The sequence below is a fragment of the Paraburkholderia sp. J67 genome, assembly GCF_905220265.1.
Classification (GTDB): domain Bacteria; phylum Pseudomonadota; class Gammaproteobacteria; order Burkholderiales; family Burkholderiaceae; genus Paraburkholderia.
The window spans coordinates 214033-230906 of record NZ_CAJMZK010000011.1 but is presented as its reverse complement, the minus strand read 5'-3'; the positions used below and the strand labels follow the sequence as shown (position 1 = coordinate 230906).

18 protein-coding genes are annotated in these 16874 nt (G+C 60.9%); 10 read left to right on the top strand and 8 right to left on the bottom strand.

Annotation, left to right across the window (positions count from 1 at the left end; genetic code table 11):
• Positions 1-106 precede the first annotated feature (106 nt).
• The 3 genes from U5782_RS21495 to U5782_RS21485 all read right to left on the bottom strand — a co-directional run bounded on the left by U5782_RS21495 (position 107) and on the right by U5782_RS21485 (position 2139).
• Complete coding sequence (locus U5782_RS21495) at positions 107-295, bottom strand: hypothetical protein (protein WP_322045894.1); 189 nt, start codon at positions 293-295, stop codon at positions 107-109.
• Between the two features lie 119 nt (positions 296-414).
• A complete protein-coding gene (locus tag U5782_RS21490) occupies positions 415-1170 on the bottom strand; it encodes a carbonic anhydrase family protein (protein WP_322045903.1) in 756 nt (251 codons plus the stop codon).
• A 111-nt stretch (positions 1171-1281) separates the two neighbouring features.
• Complete coding sequence (locus tag U5782_RS21485) at positions 1282-2139, bottom strand: oxidoreductase (RefSeq protein ID WP_322045902.1); 858 nt, start codon at positions 2137-2139, stop codon at positions 1282-1284.
• Between the two features lie 121 nt (positions 2140-2260).
• Here U5782_RS21485 and U5782_RS21480 point away from each other — a divergent pair, with 121 nt between their 5' ends.
• Entirely contained in the window at positions 2261-3196 is a 936-nt protein-coding gene (locus U5782_RS21480) for a LysR family transcriptional regulator (protein ID WP_322045893.1), read from the top strand.
• 31 nt (positions 3197-3227) lie between these two features.
• Here the strand turns inward: U5782_RS21480 and U5782_RS21475 are convergent, their stop codons facing one another.
• The 4 genes from U5782_RS21475 to antA all read right to left on the bottom strand — a co-directional run bounded on the left by U5782_RS21475 (position 3228) and on the right by antA (position 7305).
• Entirely contained in the window at positions 3228-4238 is a 1011-nt protein-coding gene (locus U5782_RS21475; protein ID WP_322045892.1) for an AraC family transcriptional regulator, read from the bottom strand.
• 115 nt (positions 4239-4353) lie between these two features.
• A complete protein-coding gene (antC, locus tag U5782_RS21470) occupies positions 4354-5382 on the bottom strand; it encodes an anthranilate 1,2-dioxygenase electron transfer component AntC (protein ID WP_322045891.1) in 1029 nt (342 codons plus the stop codon).
• A gap of 12 nt (positions 5383-5394) precedes the next feature.
• Positions 5395-5892: an anthranilate 1,2-dioxygenase small subunit gene (gene antB, locus U5782_RS21465; protein ID WP_322045890.1), complete on the bottom strand. Its 498-nt coding sequence runs from the start codon at positions 5890-5892 to the stop codon at positions 5395-5397.
• A gap of 3 nt (positions 5893-5895) precedes the next feature.
• On the bottom strand, positions 5896-7305 hold the full coding sequence (antA, locus tag U5782_RS21460; protein ID WP_322045889.1) for an anthranilate 1,2-dioxygenase large subunit: 1410 nt from the start codon (positions 7303-7305) through the stop codon (positions 5896-5898).
• Between the two features lie 224 nt (positions 7306-7529).
• Here antA and U5782_RS21455 point away from each other — a divergent pair, with 224 nt between their 5' ends.
• From U5782_RS21455 to U5782_RS21415, 9 genes are all read left to right on the top strand, one after another.
• The gene (locus U5782_RS21455) at positions 7530-8273 is read left to right on the top strand and encodes an IclR family transcriptional regulator (protein WP_322045888.1); all 744 of its coding nucleotides are present in this window, start codon (positions 7530-7532) and stop codon (positions 8271-8273) included.
• A gap of 68 nt (positions 8274-8341) precedes the next feature.
• The gene (locus U5782_RS21450; RefSeq protein WP_322045887.1) at positions 8342-9394 is read left to right on the top strand and encodes a cyclase family protein; all 1053 of its coding nucleotides are present in this window, start codon (positions 8342-8344) and stop codon (positions 9392-9394) included.
• 137 nt (positions 9395-9531) lie between these two features.
• A complete protein-coding gene (locus tag U5782_RS21445) occupies positions 9532-10233 on the top strand; it encodes an SDR family oxidoreductase (protein WP_322045886.1) in 702 nt (233 codons plus the stop codon).
• Positions 10234-10235: 2 nt separating this feature from the next.
• Positions 10236-11201, top strand: a complete 966-nt coding sequence (locus U5782_RS21440; protein WP_322045885.1) for a 3-hydroxyacyl-CoA dehydrogenase — start codon at positions 10236-10238, stop codon at positions 11199-11201.
• An 82-nt stretch (positions 11202-11283) separates the two neighbouring features.
• Positions 11284-12609 (top strand): short-chain fatty acid transporter, encoded by a 1326-nt coding sequence (locus U5782_RS21435; RefSeq protein ID WP_322045884.1) that lies wholly within the window; start codon positions 11284-11286, stop codon positions 12607-12609.
• Positions 12610-12664: 55 nt separating this feature from the next.
• Positions 12665-12949: a muconolactone Delta-isomerase gene (gene catC / locus U5782_RS21430; RefSeq protein WP_027819040.1), complete on the top strand. Its 285-nt coding sequence runs from the start codon at positions 12665-12667 to the stop codon at positions 12947-12949.
• Between the two features lie 14 nt (positions 12950-12963).
• On the top strand, positions 12964-13260 hold the full coding sequence (locus U5782_RS21425; RefSeq protein ID WP_322045883.1) for a YciI family protein: 297 nt from the start codon (positions 12964-12966) through the stop codon (positions 13258-13260).
• 413 nt (positions 13261-13673) lie between these two features.
• Positions 13674-14261 (top strand): tetratricopeptide repeat protein, encoded by a 588-nt coding sequence (locus tag U5782_RS21420; RefSeq protein WP_322045882.1) that lies wholly within the window; start codon positions 13674-13676, stop codon positions 14259-14261.
• 102 nt (positions 14262-14363) lie between these two features.
• Positions 14364-15194: a hypothetical protein gene (locus U5782_RS21415; protein ID WP_322045881.1), complete on the top strand. Its 831-nt coding sequence runs from the start codon at positions 14364-14366 to the stop codon at positions 15192-15194.
• 47 nt (positions 15195-15241) lie between these two features.
• Here the strand turns inward: U5782_RS21415 and U5782_RS21410 are convergent, their stop codons facing one another.
• The gene (locus tag U5782_RS21410) at positions 15242-16207 is read right to left on the bottom strand and encodes a helix-turn-helix domain-containing protein (protein ID WP_322045880.1); all 966 of its coding nucleotides are present in this window, start codon (positions 16205-16207) and stop codon (positions 15242-15244) included.
• Positions 16208-16874: the final 667 nt, after the last annotated feature.

Below are 16874 nucleotides of genomic sequence, written 5' to 3'. Positions count from 1 at the left end.
TACTGCGTAAAGTCGAGCGTTAAAGAGGTTGGCCGCCCGTGGCTGAGCGATAGCCGTCTGCGCCGCTGGTGTCCTCTTTCACAGGAAACCAGCGGCGAAGTCCGTGTCAGTGCACGGTAACGCTGACAGTCACGATTTCGAATCCAGGATCGGCGTGCTCGCTCGCCGCCTTTTCCGCTTCTTCATACGAGAAGAAAGATTTAGCTCCTTCAATCTCCGGCGCCATGCCAATGTCGCCGTCCTCAGCGCAGCAGAGGAATTGCATACCAGTCTTCACTACATAGACGGTCGTCATGTCTCCCTCCAGGGTTTGCAGGGCAATTCCAGTCTAGCAGGCCGTATCCAATGCGATATGGCAATCCACGCGAAAATGCCAGCAATCATGCTGCGCACTGCGCGAGTCGAATATGGGCGCTATTCAAGCAGTGTCACTTCACCATTCGTAATGTCGTACATCGATCCGACGATTTTAATTTTTCTTTCCTGCTCCAGACCCGCCAGAATCGAGCTGCCGTTACGGATGGCGTCGATCGTATGCCGCACGTTGGAACGCGCCACCGCATCGACAAACGCGGCGTTTTTGCTGCTGCGATCGCCAGAATAGGTCGTCGCCGCGATCGCCGGCTTGATCGTGTCGAGCAGCCCTGTGAGGTTTCCCAGTTCGACGTTGTCGATAGCGCCCTTGATCGCGCCGCACGCCGTATGGCCCATGACGAGAATGACTTTCGCGCCGGACACGGCGCAAGAGAATTCGAGGCTGCCGAGGATGTCCTGATTGGCGACGTTCCCTGCAACGCGGGCATTGAATGTATCGCCAATGCCCATGTCGAGAATGATTTCGGCGGGTACGCGTGAATCAATACAACCGAGGATAACGGCCGCAGGATACTGACCCGAGGCACTCGCCCGCTTCTGTGCGCGGTAGTCCTGACTTTTCATTTTGCCGGAACGGAATCGCTCATTGCCATGCATCATCATGGCGATGATCTGGTCCGGCGTCATGGCGTCCCGCTGGGCCTGGGTTAATGCCGCCGCCTCCGCGAGGTCGACTTCCCATCCCATTGCCGCGGCCAGCGTCGCTACACCCGCCAACGTTCCGGCCTTTAGCCACCCGCGTCGCGCGAGACGTTGCGGATGGTCCGATGCGCAGCAACCTTGTTTCGATTCCATGGCAATGGTTTTGTAATTGTCGCTGAAACTTTTATAGTCGCCGATTTTTACAAATACCATTCACCAGGTTCAGCGGCGGCCCAACCCAAGCCGGGCCGCCGCTTTTATCACTCACGCAGCGAAATCGGTCGACGCCGAAAGCCCCTTCCACGTTTCCATTTCCTGCGTCACATAGGCATTTTTCGCCGCGATGGCCGCCAGCGTGTCCGTGCCGAGCGGCAGGCGCAACGGCGGGTCCGATGCATCGACGAGCGTGATCAACGCGGCGGCGAGCTTCGTCGGATCGCCGGGCTGGTTGTGATTCATTTGCACCGCTTTGCGGCGAACCGCGCCCGAGGTTGCGTCATAATCGTCGATCACGTCAGGCGCGACGAGCAGCGACGACGCATCCAGAAAGTCCGTGCGGAAATAACCCGGCTCGATAACGGTGGCATGGATGCCCAACGGTTTCAATTCGGCATACAAAGCTTCCGTAATGCCTTCGACAGCAAACTTTGTCGACGAATACGCACCAAATCCCGCTGCGGCCCGATAACCGCCAATCGACGAAATATTGATCACGTGGCCCGCGCGATTCGAGCGCATCGTCGGCAGCACGGCGCGCGTGACATTCAGCAAGCCGAACACATTCGTGTCGTACATGCGACGGACGTCCTTGTCGGCAGACTCTTCCACTGCGCCGAGCAGACCGAAGCCAGCGTTGTTGACGAGCACGTCGACGCGACCGAACTTCTCGATTGGCAACTGCACGGCCGCTTTCGCCTGCGCCTCATTGGTCACGTCCAGCGCAACCGGCAGCAACAACGGCGACTCGCCCAGACGCTCGACGATAGCCGGGACGTTCCGTCCGGCGGCCACAACCGCGTTGCCATCTGCAAGCGCGGCTTCGGCAATCAATGCACCAATCCCGCGCGACGCACCGGTGATGAACCAGACGCGCTTGAAGCTACCTTGTTGAACGTTAGCCATCATGTCTCTCCTACGTGTGGGTGATGAAGTGATGTCATGGTAGGCGCAGCCATTGACACACACTAGCCGTATATTGCTGGAGAGATAATCCAGGTTTATTTGCGAATCGGGGGCGAGTGAGATGAACGAAATTCGAGCGATCACCACGTTCGTGCGTGCCGCCGCGCTCGGAAGTCTGCGCAGCGCAGCCGTCGATCAAGGCATCTCGCCGCAGGCCGCGAGCCATGCTGTGATGCAACTGGAGAAGGAACTGGGCGTGCGGCTCTTTCATCGGACCACGCGCAAGCTGAGTCTGACCGAGGAGGGTCAACGGCTGCTCGACAGCGTGGAGCCCGCGCTCGCCACGCTGTCGTCAGCGCTCGATGAGGCCCGGCGCTCGAATGACGACGTGGGTGGCATGCTGCGCGTGAGTGCGCCGCGCGCTTTTGGACTGCCGGTGCTTTGGCCGTACTTCGAGGAATTCCAGAAGCACTATCCGAACGTGCAACTCGAAGTGCAATTCGACGATCAATTCACGGATCTCGTGAGCGACCGCTCAGACGTGGGATTTCGCGGCGGGCCGCCGCCTTCGGGCGGCTCGATTGCGCGCAGGCTGGTGCCGATTCAGTTGATCGTGTGCGCGTCGCCGGACTATATCGAGCGCAACGGCGCGCCGCGAACCATTGAAGATCTCGCGCAACATCGTTGCACAGGGTATCGGCGCGCAAATACGGGCAAACTCGCGCAGTGGCAGTTTCGTGTCGGCGATGAAATCGTCTATCTGGATGTGCCCGCTGCCATCTGCGTGAACGATACGGAACTGGAAACGCAGGCGGTGCTTTCAGGTCTCGGCATCGGGCAATTGGGGAGCTTCAATGCGACGACGCATATCCGAAGCGGCCGGCTCGTTCCGTTACTGATGAATCACGTCACGGAATACGGCACGCTCTATATCTACTACAAACATCGAACCGAACAATCGCTGCGCGTGAAGACATTCATCGACTTCATGGTTGAACGCATGGCAGGTAACCGAAAGTTTTTTCTCGATTCGTCGGAGCTTCTGGCAATGCAATAGTTGCGGCAGAGATGTGCAGCGAGTCATGCCCTTACTTCGCACTCACGCGCACGCTGGCCCGCTTCAATGTTTCGGAAGGCGTTTCGCCAAAAAGCGCCTTGTAGTCCCCCGAAAACCGGCCAAGGTGAGAAAAGCCCCAGCTCAAGGCAATCGCAGAGACACTGCTTGCCGCGAGATCCGCGAGAATATCCCGTCGAACCGCCTCGAGCCGATAGCGCTTGAGGTAAGCCATCGGCGTCTGGCCGAAATACTGCCTGAATTCCTCGAACAGCTTGTAGCGCGATACACCGGCCGCTCGTTCGATATCCTCAAGCGCAATATCCTCGCGGCCATGATCGTGAATGAATTGACGCGCGCGCACGAGATAGTGGGGACAGGCTGGGCGCATCGTTTCAGCGAGCGCCTCGGAATAATTATGTGGCTGCGCGAGCAATAAACCCTTCAGGAGGGTCTGCTCCAGATCGGGCGCCATCAATTGATGATTGAGCCAGTCGCCACAGCGGTCCAGTTCGCCCGCGAAAAATTTCACCATGCGCCACCACGCAGCCTGCTGGCCGCTGGCCGCATCCATGTGGGGCTCGAACGCGATCGGCGCGTCGACTGGACGCTGCAGCAGCGATTCCAGCACGTGTTGCAGCGCCTGCCGAGGAATCGACACAATCACCTTCCGGCAATTGCCGCTGATCGCCAGATCCTGCGCCTCGTGCGGTGAAACGATCAGACCCTTGTCCTGATCCGATTGCCAAAGCTGGCCACGCGCCGAGAGTTCCTGCTCGCCGCTCAACGGCAGGCTCAAGCTGTAGCAGTTCAGCGGCTCGCTATCGCTCACGGAGACCGTGACATCGGTCCCGTATTCGACATAGCCCAGCGTGCTGGCCATCGCGCGCAGCACGGTGCCGGAATGGTTGAACTGGATCTGCCGAGGCCGTTGTACCTGCAATCCGTGTGGCCCGCAGATCGCGGCCATCCAGTCACGCGCGCCCTCGAAGTCGTGACGCGACGCGTGAATACCATTGATCTCGCTGGAAGGATGGGAGTGCATGACGCGATGAGCACGGTTTGACTAAGGCCACATGGTAATCCGAAGCCACGCGAAAAAGAAATCCGGTCAGGGTTTGGCTAGCCCTCTGACCGGATTTATTTACTGTCGGCAGTCACTACCGGCTATTGCTGTCGCCAAACTTCTCGTAGTAAAGACGGTGATCGACAATTCCGGCCTCCTTGAACCACGCCCGGATCGCTTCAACCATCGGCGGCGGCCCGCACAGGTACATATCGAACGGGGTGGCCGCAAGCTGCTCGCGCGGCAGATGGTCGGGAATCAGCCCCGTGCGGCCCGTCCATTCCGGTGCCGGGTTCATCACCACGATATCGTGGCTGAACTGCGCAATTCGCGACGCGTAGGCTTCGATGCGCTCGACCTCGCAAAGATCGCGGGCATTCGTCACGCCGTAGTAGAGGTGAACCGGTTGGCCGCAACCGCCGCGCTCGGCAAGGTCGTCGAGCATGCCGAGAAACGCCGACAGCCCCGTGCCCCCCGCCACCATGACGACCGGGCGCTCGACCTCGCGCAGGTAGAACGCGCCGAACGGCGCTTCGAATTCGATGGTCTGGCCGACTTCGCAGCGCTCGCGCATATAGTTGCTCATGGCGCCATCCGGCAACAGGCGGATCAGGAACTGCAACTGGTTGTCCGCGCTGGGCCGGTTGGCGAACGAGTACGAGCGCCAGACGTCGGTGCCGGGAATCTTCAGCCGCGCATACTGGCCCGGCAAGAATTCGAGCGCTTGTGCGTGCGAGCTGGCATCGAGATGCAGGATCGCCGTCGTTTCGGAAACCTGACGAATTTCAGTGACGCGCCCCGAGGTGAGGCTCGCCGCCTCGGCACTGCACAGGCTCGAATCGAAGTCGAAATAAAACGACGCGTCGGATTGCACACGCGTCTGGCACGACAGGATCTTGCGCTGCGCCACATCTTCGGCGGAGAGGGTTTCCTCGTCGACGTAATCCTGCGTGTAGGCGCCCGATTCACAGCGACCCTGGCACGTCCCGCACACGCCCTCGCGACAATCGAGGGGAAGATTGATGCCGCTTCGCAACGCGGCATCGAGCAGGAGTTCATTGGGCCGGATACCGAAAAACGCGGTCTTGCCGTCGGCGAAATTGAAGGCGATCTTGTAGCTCATCGCACGTCTCTCTTACAGATGATAAAAGTCCAACACCGCGTTGATGGTGTCGTTGAGCAGCAATACGTGCTTGCGCGTGATCTTCCAGCTTTCGCCGTCGGGCCGCAGCCGATAGGTTGCGCGACCGAAGAAGTGTTCCGCCACGCCGTGCCGCGCATAAAACGTGGTCCAGTTGGTCTTCACCTCGATCTCGCCGGGCGTACCCGATTCAACCGGTTCGATGCGCACATTGCTGATGGCGTGCATCGTGCGCGGCATCGGCGTTGAAGCGGCCGATTTACCCGTGCGCAGCCGGAACACGCGGTCTTCAAGGCCACTACGATTGGCGTAATAGATCAGCGACATGCCGCGCTTTGGGTCCGTCGTGTACGCATGTTCGGAATCCCATTGCGGCACGTGAAAGACGCTGTTTTCGTCGAACAGATCGAGATACGCATCCCAGCTTTGTTCGTCGCAAAGCTCGGATTTACGATAGAGAAATTGCTCGACCGAATGTTGTTGTGCTTGCATGATTTACTTCTCCCCGCCGTTGCCGCCTTGCTTGTCGAGCCCCTTGAGCAGATAGTCCCGCCATGCGCCGTGCTGATTGACGTAGAGGCCTTCGTGCGTCAATTCGGTGCCCGTCAGGACCGGACTAATGCCGAGCAGTTGGGTATTCGCGGTTTCGCCTTCCTGCCATTTGTGATGGCCGCGCGAGATATCGCTCCAGCGCTCCAGCCGCGCCTGGAAGCCGCGTTGCTGCTCGCGGAATTCGACGAGATCGTCAGGCGTACCCATGCCCGAGACGTTGAAGAAGTCCTCGAACTGGCGGATGCGATTCTCTCGATCCGCATCCGATTCGCCCTTCACGCCGATACACTGGCTGATGACCTCGGTCTTGTTCCAGGCCACCGGACGCACGATGCGCAGTTGCGAGCTGATCTGGTCCATGAAAAACAGGCTCGGATAGATGTTCAGGTTGCGCAGGCGATGCATCATCCACTCGGCCTTCTCCTGACCATAGGCCTCGACGAGGCGCGGCATCACGCTCGCGTAACCGGGGCGCACCGCCGGGTTGGGCATATCGCTGAACAGCACCGTGTGGCCGTTGCGGAATGCAAACCAGCCATCGTCGGTTTCGGCATCGCCAGCGCCGAGCTTGCTGTAGTCGAGCGTTGCGCTGTCCTCGCCGCCCTTCTTCGCGTTCTCTTCCTGACGACGCTGCACTGTCGCGACATAGTTGTAGTGAACCGTGCTGACGTGATAGCCGTCCAGACCGTTCTCGTTCTGCAGTTTCCAGTTACCTTCGTAGCTATACGTCGATTTGCCGGGCAGCACTTCCAACTCGCCGGTCGGTGACTGCGCAACCATCATGTCGAAGAAAATGCGGGCATCGCCGAGATACTCTTCGAGCGTGTTGGTCGCCTCGGTATCGAGGCTGACGAACACGAAGCCCTTGTAGCTCGCGATACGCGCCTTCTTGAGACCGCGCGTCGACTTGTCGAAATCTTCGCAGTACTCCCCCGGCGCCTTGACCTTGACGAGGCGTCCGTCGCTCTTGTAACACCAGGCATGGAACGGGCACGTGAAGGTCGACTGGTTGCCCTTGGTCATGCGGGTGAGCGTGGCGCCGCGATGCTGGCACGCATTGATCATCGCGTTGAGTTCGCCGTTGCCGTCGCGCGAAATGATCATCGGCTGACGGCCAGCGCGCATCGTGAGGAAATCGTGCGGCTTCGCGATCTCGCTCTCGTGACAGGCGTAGATCCAGTTCTTCTCGAAGATCAACTCCATCTCGAGCTCGAACAGTTGCGGTTCCGTGAACATCTCGCGGGCGATGCGATAGACGCCTTCCGCAGGCCGGAAATCGATGCAGCCGTCGATGAACTCGCGCCATTGAGCCGGACTTTCCGCCGTACTCGCCATGCTCTCTTGTGTCGACATGACAGGTCCTGTCTGTGGGGTTGGGGATTGAGAGCATTGGATACCTGCAATAAAGCCGGAGCTATCCGGCTACTCGCCGTTCGCTATCCGTTTATTCGGAGGGGCGATTCGAGAGTGGCCGGGCCTGGCCGGGAAGCCCGAAGTGCAGGCGTCGACACGCGCAACTTAGGTGTTTACCCGTAAGCATATTGTCAGAACGTTATCACTATGCCGATAATGCTGTCATGGATGTGAAAACTGCTGTCCGCGTCTTCGATGTGATCAACCTCTTTGCCGAAGTCCGGCAGCCGATGATCTACAGCGAAATTGCGCGTCGAACCGAGATCCCGCTTTCGAGCTGTCACGCCCTCTTGCAGACGATGGTGGCCAAGGGCTACCTCTACGCGCCAGGCGTGAAGGCGGGCTATTACCCTACGCAGCGTTTGCTGCACGTCGCGCGCGACATTTGCAGCGAGGACCCGCTCACGCTGATGTTCCAGCCGCTGCTTTTCGCGCTGCGCGACGCCACCGGCGAAACGGCCGGCCTGGCATCGCTCGCGGGCAATCGCGTCGTCTATCTCGACGTGGTGGAGTCGCGCCAGAAGATTCGCTATAGCGACGAGCCGGGCGGATTCATGTCGATCGCGAGCGCCGCGGGCAAAGCGCTGCTGGGCGCGCTCAGCGTCGATGCGCGCCGCAAGCTGCTGGACAACAGCGAGCCGATGCCGCTTGCCGCCGACGGTTCCCTGCTCGACCGCGCGAAGCTCGAACGTGAGATCGAGCAAGGCGTGGTGGATGGCTGGCATCGCTCGACAGGCGAAAGCGTCGAAGACGTAGCCGGTCTCGCGCGTGGTTTCCTGATTCATGGCGAGGCGTTCGCGCTCGTCATCGGCGCGCCCAAGGCGCGTCTGCTGAAAAACGAGCCGCAAGCCGTAGAGGCGCTGCTCGATGTGTACGCACAGATTCCGCCGTCGCTGCTCGCCGCCTGACGGCGCTTGAAGCGAAGGCGGCGCGCGTGGCGCACAAGCCAGCGCGCCGGGATGTGGAGAGAGACAGCATGCGTTGGAAGAACCGGCCGGAAGGCTCGAACTGGGGCGACTTCGGTCCCGACGATCAGTTGGGCCGCCCCAATCTCATTGGCGCCGACCAGGTGCTCAAGGGCGCGCGCGAGATCCGTGCGGGTCTGACCTTCACCTTGTCGTTGCCGCTCGATTTTCCGGGCGACAGCAAGCTCAACGTGCGCCGCCATCCGCCTGTGCTGCGCCCGACTTTTCGCGACGGCCTGCCCTATGTGAATTTTCCGTTCGCGCGCAACGAGCCGAGCGCCACCGACATCGTGAGCGACGACCAGGTGCTGCTCTCGCTCCAGTATTCGACGCAATGGGACTCGCTCGCGCATGTGGGCGCGCGCTTCGATGCCGACGGCGACGGCGTGGCCGAAAGCGTCTATTACAACGGCTATCGTGCGAACCACGACATCGTCGGCCCGATGGAATATCGCGCAGACGAGGGCTTTGCGCCGCACGCCTGCGGCGGCGAGCATAGCCACGCGGATGTGCTGGGGATCGAAAATCTCGCCGTCAAGGGCATGCAAGGCCGTGGCGTACTAGTCGATTTCGCCGCGCATTTCGGGCGTGAATGCCGTACGGTCGGCTACGACGACCTCATGCGCGTGATGGAAGCCGACAAGGTGCAGGTCGAGCGCGGCGACATGCTGCTGCTGCGCACCGGCTTCGCCGAAATGGTACTGGAGATGAACCGGCAGCCTGACGAAGCAGTGCTCGCGCGCCATTGCAGCGCGCTCGATGGCCGCGACGACAAGCTGCTGCAATGGATCAGCGATTCCGGCATCGCCGCGCTGGCCGCCGACAACTACGCGGTCGAGCGCTACCCTGCACGCGCACCCGCGACGCCCGGCGAGCACCCCTTGATGCCGCTGCACCACCACTGTCTTTTCAAACTGGGCCTGCCGCTGGGCGAGCTATGGTATCTGCGCGATCTCGCCGACTGGTTGCGCGCGCATCAACGTTCGCGTTTCATGCTGACCGCGCCGCCGCTGCGTTTGCCTGGCGCAATGGGCTCGCCGGTTACGCCCGTCGCCACGGTTTGAAACCAGTTTGATGTAGATCCGGTCCCCGATCGAGGCCGTGTTTCCCGTTCTCGATCTGGTACGAATTCGATAAGCAATCCTGCCGATCTAGCCGTTTATCTGGCAGCTCCTCCGCAACTGCGATCCGTATCATCGACATGGCTAAAGAACGAGTTTTGATCACTGGCGGCGCTGCCGGCATCGGCGCCGCGTGCGCTGCGCGCTGCGAGGCGGACGGTTACGAGGCGATCGTGATCGACCGCATGGGCGACGGCATCCTCGCCGATCTCTCCGACACGCAGGCCACAGCGGCCGCGCTCGAACAGGCGCTCGCGGGCGGCCCCATCACGCGCCTCGTCAACAATGTGGGCATCGTGCTGCCCAACGATGCCGAGCATCAAACGCTCGAAGAGCTGGAACAGGCGTGGGCTCTCAACGTGCGCTGCGCGCAGCAGTGCATGCAGACGTTGCTGCCGGGTATGAAGGCGGCGGGCTTCGGGCGCATCGTCAATATGTCGTCGCGCGCGGCGCTCGGCAAGGAACTGCGCACGGCCTATTCGGCCACCAAGGCGGCGTTGATCGGCATGACGCGCGTGTGGGCGCTGGAACTCGGCGCGTTCGGCATTACGGCGAATGCCATCGGCCCCGGCCCGATCCGCACCGAGTTGTTCGATCGCGCCAATCCGCCCGGCGCGCCGCGCACGCAAGCCATCATCGACGCGGTGCCCGTCAAGCGCGTGGGCACGCCCGAAGACATCTCGCACGCCGCCTCGTATCTGCTCGACGCGCGCAGCGGCTTCGTCACGGGCCAGGTGCTCTATGTGTGCGGCGGCATGACGGTCGGCGTTGCGGGAGTCTGACGATGCAAGCCACGGAAACTGCCGCGCGGCGCGCGGGCATTGTCGGGGCGGGCAGCATCGGCGTGGCCTTCGCGGTGGTGTTCGCGCGCGCAGGCTGGCGCGTGCGCCTCTTCGATCCCGACGCGCAACGGCGCGCAGCCGCGCCTGCCGAAATCGCATTGCGCCTCGATGACCTCACGCGCTTCGCGCTGATCGACGAAAGCGCCGCGCAGATCGCGGCGCGCGTGACGATTGTCGAGACGCTCGAAGCCGCCGTCGCCGATGCCGATCTCGTGCAGGAATGCGCGCCCGAGCGCGCCGAACTCAAGCGCGATCTGTTCGCGCAGATGGACCGCTACGCGCCGCCGCAGGCGATTCTCGCGAGCGCGTCGTCGTTCCTCGCCGCATCGAAATTCGTCGATGAAACCTTGCCGGGCCACGCGCGTTGCCTCGTCGCGCATCCGGGCAATCCGCCTTATCTGGTGCCCGTGGTCGAGATCGTGCCCGCGCCCTTCACATCCACCGCCGCCACCACGCGCGCCATCGCGCTCTACGGCGAAGCGGGCCTCATGCCCGTGCGCGTGAAGAAGGAAGTCGCCGGCTTCATCTTCAATCGTCTGCAAGGCGCGGTGCTGCGCGAAGCGTATTGCCTCGTGCGCGATGGCGTAGCTTCCGTGGACGATATCGACACAGTGATGCGCGAAGGCCTTGCGCCGCGCTGGTCGGTGATCGGCCCGTTCGAGACCGTCGATCTGAACACGCGCGGCGGCATCGCCTCGCACGCGCAGAAGATGGGGCCGTCCTACGAACGCATGGGCGCCGAGCGCGGTCAGCACGATCCGTGGACGCCCGAACTCGTCGCGCAGGTGGAAGCCGCGCGGCGCACCGCCCTTCCGCTCGACCGATGGGACGCGCGCGTGGCCTGGCGCGACCGGCAACTGATGAAACTCGCGCGGCATCGCAGGAACAGCGCCCAGACGGACGATTGATTCAAGACCCTTTAGCAGTCCATTCACTCGCCCAACCGCGAGAGAGACCCAAGAACTATTACGACCTGAAAGAGACACAACCATGCAGCGAGTCACTGCCTTCTTTACCGAGCTGATGCGCCGGTATCTGCCCGATCCCTTCGTCTTCGCGATCGGCCTCACCCTGCTCACGATGGCACTGGCCGTATTCGTGCAAGGCCAGACCGTCACCGCGCTCACCACGAGCTGGGGCAAGGGCTTCTGGGCGCTGCTCGCGTTCACGACGCAGATGGCCGTGATTCTCGCGATGGGCTATGTACTCGCTACCGCGCCGCTCACCGACCGCTTTCTCAACCGCCTCGTCGCACACGTCGACTCGCCGCGCATGGCCATCATCGTCGCGACGCTGGTGGGCGGCATCGGCAGCTATCTGAACTGGGGCTTCGGCCTCGTGGTCGGCGGTATCGTCGCGCGCAAGCTCGCGCTGCGCGTCAAGGGCGTACACTACCCGCTCATTATCGCGTCGGCGTATAGCGGATTCACGCTGTACGGGCTCGGTCTGTCCGCCAGCATTCCAGTGCTGATCTCGACCAAGGGCCATCCGCTCGAAGGCCAGATGGGCGTTATTCCGCTCTCCGAAACGATTTTCTCGCCCACCATGCTTATCACGAGCCTCGTGACCATTGTCACGCTGCCGCTGCTCAATGCGTGGCTGCATCCGAAGGCAGGCCAGCCGGTGAAGGAAATCGACCGCGCGATGGAAGAGGCTCCCAAAGCTGCACCCGCCATCGACATCGACGATGGCAAGACGCTCGCCAATCGCCTGAACAACAGTCGCGTGCTGAGCTACGTGATCGGTGCGATCGGCATGGGTTATGTGGCGCTGCACTTCGTGCAAGGCGGCTCGATCGACCTGAACCTCATCAACTTCTTTATTCTGTTCCTCGGCATCCTGCTGCTCGGTACGCCGATCCGCTATGTGGAGAAGCTCAACGAAGGCATCCGTACGATCAGCGGCATCATCCTCCAGTATCCGTTCTATGCGGGCATCATGGCGATCATGGCATCGTCGGGTCTCGTCAATACGTTCTCCGAAGCCTTCGTGAAAGTGGCCACGCCCGGCACGCTGCCGTTCTGGGGTTTGATCAGCTCGTTCGTCATCAACTTCTTTGCGCCCTCAGGCGGCGGCCACTGGGTCATTCAAGGTCCGTTCATGATCGAAGCCGCCAAGACGATTGGCGCCTCGGTGGGCCATACGTCCACGGCCGTGATGCTCGGCAATGCGTGGAACGATCTGGTGCAGCCGTTCTGGATCCTGCCGGCGCTCGCGCTTTCCAAGCTCAAACTCAAGGACATCATGGGCTATACGGTCATCATGATGTTCTGGATCGGCATCGTCTATTCGGTCGCGATCCTCGCGTGGGGCTGATATAGCGGCCCGCCCAACGGCTTTTTCTGAACCCGATTTTCACTGGAGATCAACCATGCTGTATCTCGTCCACATGCAAGTGCAGATTCCCCACGGCACCGACGCCGCCTATGCCGACAAGCTCAAGGCCGAAGAAAAAGCCTTCTCGCAACGGCTCCAGCACGAAGGCAAGTGGCGTCATCTGTGGCGCGTGGCGGGCGAGTACGCGAATTACAGCGTATTCGACGTGGAATCGAACGACGAACTGCACACGCTGCTTTCGGCGCTGCCGCTGTTTCCGTTCATGAAAATCAGCGTGACGCCGCTCGCGCAGCATCCCTCCGCGATCGCGCCGAACTGAACACGGAGCACCGCATGCCGTTTCTGATCGAGACCTTCGACAAACCGGAGCACGGCCACGTGCGCGCGCGCGAACGCGACGCGCACCTGGACTTTCTCGCGCAACACAAGACGCTGCTGCTTGCCTGCGGCGCCAAGCTCAACGACGACGGTTCGAGTGCGGGCGGCGGCATCTATATCGTCGATGTCGAAACGCGCGAGGAAGCGGAGCAGTTCATCGCTCAGGACCCGTTCTCGCGCGTCGACCTGTTCGAGCGCGTGAGTATCGTTCGCTGGCGCAAGGCCTACGTGGACGGCACCTGTTACCTCTGAGCGGGAATTGCCTCGCCTGACGATCTCCTCGCCGGAGACGGATCTCTACATCCCACAGGGCGCAAGCCTTGTGGGATTTTTACCAAATGGCGACTCGCACCCCGATGCGACGCCCCCTTTATTCCCACCCCACATGCGACGATTTCGTCGGTATCCACGGTTTTAGCACCGACCGATAGCGGCGCAGCCGTCGCCACAGACCGTCGCCACCGCACGCGGCGTACCGCATCAACAAAACCACCGTTGCGGCGCCCCCCTCTCATCGCGGCAAGCCTGGGATTCATCGTCACCAAACCAGGACGCACAGGCACCTCTCCTCCAAAGCGCATCGCTATGATTACCCGCTCGCATAAGAGCGCTCCCAATCGCGCGTTACTGCTATCTGCGCTCACCTTTGCCTGCTAAAGATCCTCATGACGCTCCGTCCGATCACCACGTGCCTGCTGCTTTTCCTGTCGGCTTGCGTGCAAGCCCCTCCCGTTAGCGACACCCTCCGCATTTGCGACGACACGGGCTGTCACGATCGCCCAATTAATCAGTCATCCTCTATACAAAACGAAGGGACGCGGCAGGACGAAGATCCACGCATCACTGCGCTGAAGGATGTGGCGAAAACAGAGCCGAAAGCGGCCTATGACCTTGGCTTGCGCTACTTCCGCGGCGATGGCGTACCGCAGGATAGCTATCAAGCGCTGGTCTGGATGCGAACTGCAGCCGAAAACGGCAATCTGCAAGCGCAAAAGGCGCTCGGCAGCTTCTACCTTTTCGGCCTCGAGGAGATGCGCAGCGATCCCGGTGAGGCTGAAAAGTGGCTGTCGATCGCTGTAAGCCGGGGCGACGAGGCATCGAAGACCCTGCTTCAGCAGGCACGCGCGGCCAGGTCATCCGACGAAGAAGACTACCGCTGGCGCAAGCAATGGCGTGACGTCTACGACGGCTATTGGCGATCAGGCTATCCGTATGTCGGCGTCTGGCGGCAAACGGCGTGGTTTGGGTATTAATTTTCCAGATAATCAGGACTCCAGATCGCATCACGGAAATAAGACGTCATATGCACTGACGCACCTGCGGCGATCGTTTTCAATCACACAACACTTCATCGCATGAAGAACCTCTTTTCAAACCCTATCAGCCTGCACTCTGCGGCTGCAGTCATGCTGGCCGCCTCCCTTGCCGCCTGCGGCGGTATCGTCAAACCGGGAGGCCAGAACATGGGTGCAACGGGAGCGGCAGCGGGCGCCACGAGTGCTGGCGCGGATTCAGGCCTGGAGCGCTGTGCGTCGCCGCTAGGAACGATTGCCGTCGACGACGGCCGCAACGCAGACTGGTGGGGGCAGTTCGGCAGTGCCACGAAGATCACCACCATCGAGCCGCTGCTGCGTCTCGCCGTCCAGCAGTCCAATTGCTTCGTGATTACTTCCGTCGGCAACCAGAAAGCGGACGCGCGTCTGTCGCGGATCACCGACATGCAGCGCAACTCCGGTGAATACCGCGCAGGTTCGAAGCAGCAAAAGGGTCAGCGGGTCGCCGCAGATTACTACATGGAGCCGCAGATCGTCGTCAGCGATTCGGCGATCGGCGGTCTCGTTGGGGCACTCGGCGGCATGGTTGGCAACCGGGCGTTGGCGATGGCGGCTGGGAGCCTGCAGGTGAAAGCGTCGGTGGTGACCCTGACCTTGTTCGACGTACGCTCAGCCGTGCAGATTTCCGCGGCGGAAGGCAGTTCGACCTCCACGAACTATGGCGCGGCGCTCGCTGGATTCGGAGGCGGTGCGGGCGGCGCACTCGGCGGCTTTTCCGCGACGCCTGAAGGCAAGGCAACGGTAGTGGCGTTTATCGACGCGTACAACAAAATGGTAGTAGCCCTGCGCAGCTACAAGGCGCAGGACGTGAAGGGCGGCCTTGGTCGTGGTGGTCAATTGAAAGTGAACTGACGCGCAAGCGGCGGCCCGTGCGGCCGCCCTATCGCTCGATACGCGAGTTATCGCAATGCAACCTCGCGCATCCAATCGCCGAAGCAGGAATGCCCCGGTGGGTTGCCAGTATCGAACACCGGCCCGCGGCTCCCTTGCTCATGCCGCGCTTGCGCGGCAGCTTCGCTCGGCGTGCAACCGAAAGTATGTTTGAACAACCGGCTGAAGTGCTTTTCGCTGATGAATCCATGTCGCCATGCCACCTCGCCGATGCGTTTTCGGTGTGGACCGAACGGGTCAAGCAACGCATCCCGTGCACGAATCAGCCGCTGCTGCTGGATCCGCCGCATTACGCCGCCGGTCGGTTCGAACAGGCGGTACAGCCGGGATCGCGAGATCCCAACGTCCTTGCAAATACGATCGGGACTCAGATCCGGCGACAGCAATTGCCGGTCGATGTAGCCGCTTACCCGGTTCACGAGCAGCGCGTCCAGTTCGACAGTGGCTTCATGCAATGTGTCATCCGTCGTCGCAAAGCAGGCCCGCAACACGTTCGTCGTCGCCTGCTGCGCGTTAGGGAGCTCTTGTGGCGTCAATCCGGTGACGTTCCTGCGCAATGAGCGCAAATAGTCGGCGAGCAAACGGATCATGCCGCCGTGCAGCGCATGGCCGTGCAGCCGGGCGGCTTGCGCAGGCAGCAGAGTGCGCGGAATCACCATGCAGATGGTATCGCCAGTCGTCACCTGCAGCGCAAATGGCGACGTTAGATCGAGCACGCAGAGTTCGCCAGGCCCGACGTTGACGACCTGCGACCCGGCTGAGCCCTTGAATGTCTCGCTGATCTGCAATTGCACGTAATAGCCGTCGAGACCGTCGGCCCGAATGCGCCGCGGCGAGCGACTCATGGCGTGAACGGCAACGTGTGATGGGCACAGCCACTGGCGGCCCCCGATCAACATCTGGCCGAGCAGGGAAAAGTCGAAGCTGGAATCGTACGGATTCTGCTGCTCTACCAGTCCGTCGATATCGAACAAGGCGCCACTATCCGATCGCCATGCGTCGAATCGTTCGGCAGGCGGCGCGTATTCGGTAGAAAAGCAATACGTCCGTTTTTCAGGGCGAGATCCATTCATCTGTATGGTGACGTGGTGCGGCGTATCGCCGGCAATGGCGACTATGGATCATGGCCCCATGCCATTTCCCTATCATTGATAAATCGTTCGCGCGAGCGATCAAGAAGTCATGCGGGTCGCCTTCGTCTTGTTCACTACGTCGAACGACGATCACCGTCGCGAATCGATACTTTTCATTAACGTTGCATCAGCAACCATAAGTGAATTCTGAAAAAATAATTTGATTTCACGCGTGGCGCTTGCGTGCGGGAGAGTGGGATTGAAACCCAAGGATCTGCTTTTTTCAGGCGTTAGAGGATGGCCCAGAGTTTCCTTTTAAATTGCAGATAATTTCACGAAATCGAAGTTGGTCAGAATTTTTTATTAACCGTATCGATAGAATTTTCTGCGAATTCAGCGAAGGCAATCGAATTCCACGACCTCAATTACCTTCCCTTCCAGTTTAACAATATCGCCCGCAGCCTCATCCTCGGACGACGCCGCTTCGACGAGTCGCGCGCCCATCCTGCAGGATAGGATTTTTCCAGAATTTGCGCCAAATCAAGAAATCTTCGCGTTCCTCTTCCTG

Bases quoted from the DNA above. Each gene is read 5' to 3' on its own strand.
- U5782_RS21485 (WP_322045902.1), bottom strand. From the start codon at position 2,139: ATGGCTAACGTTCAACAAGGTAGCTTCAAGCGCGTCTGGTTCATCACC.
- antB (WP_322045890.1), bottom strand. From the start codon at position 5,892: ATGCAAGCACAACAACATTCGGTCGAGCAATTTCTCTATCGTAAATCC.
- U5782_RS21440 (WP_322045885.1), top strand. From the start codon at position 10,236: ATGCAAGCCACGGAAACTGCCGCGCGGCGCGCGGGCATTGTCGGGGCG.
- catC (WP_027819040.1), top strand. From the start codon at position 12,665: ATGCTGTATCTCGTCCACATGCAAGTGCAGATTCCCCACGGCACCGAC.
- antC (WP_322045891.1), bottom strand. From the start codon at position 5,382: ATGAGCTACAAGATCGCCTTCAATTTCGCCGACGGCAAGACCGCGTTT.
- U5782_RS21480 (WP_322045893.1), top strand. From the start codon at position 2,261: ATGAACGAAATTCGAGCGATCACCACGTTCGTGCGTGCCGCCGCGCTC.
- U5782_RS21475 (WP_322045892.1), bottom strand. From the start codon at position 4,238: ATGCACTCCCATCCTTCCAGCGAGATCAATGGTATTCACGCGTCGCGT.
- U5782_RS21455 (WP_322045888.1), top strand. From the start codon at position 7,530: ATGGATGTGAAAACTGCTGTCCGCGTCTTCGATGTGATCAACCTCTTT.
- U5782_RS21415 (WP_322045881.1), top strand. From the start codon at position 14,364: ATGAAGAACCTCTTTTCAAACCCTATCAGCCTGCACTCTGCGGCTGCA.
- U5782_RS21425 (WP_322045883.1), top strand. From the start codon at position 12,964: ATGCCGTTTCTGATCGAGACCTTCGACAAACCGGAGCACGGCCACGTG.
- U5782_RS21445 (WP_322045886.1), top strand. From the start codon at position 9,532: ATGGCTAAAGAACGAGTTTTGATCACTGGCGGCGCTGCCGGCATCGGC.
- U5782_RS21420 (WP_322045882.1), top strand. From the start codon at position 13,674: ATGACGCTCCGTCCGATCACCACGTGCCTGCTGCTTTTCCTGTCGGCT.
- U5782_RS21435 (WP_322045884.1), top strand. From the start codon at position 11,284: ATGCAGCGAGTCACTGCCTTCTTTACCGAGCTGATGCGCCGGTATCTG.
- U5782_RS21490 (WP_322045903.1), bottom strand. From the start codon at position 1,170: ATGGAATCGAAACAAGGTTGCTGCGCATCGGACCATCCGCAACGTCTC.
- antA (WP_322045889.1), bottom strand. From the start codon at position 7,305: ATGTCGACACAAGAGAGCATGGCGAGTACGGCGGAAAGTCCGGCTCAA.
- U5782_RS21495 (WP_322045894.1), bottom strand. From the start codon at position 295: ATGACGACCGTCTATGTAGTGAAGACTGGTATGCAATTCCTCTGCTGC.
- U5782_RS21450 (WP_322045887.1), top strand. From the start codon at position 8,342: ATGCGTTGGAAGAACCGGCCGGAAGGCTCGAACTGGGGCGACTTCGGT.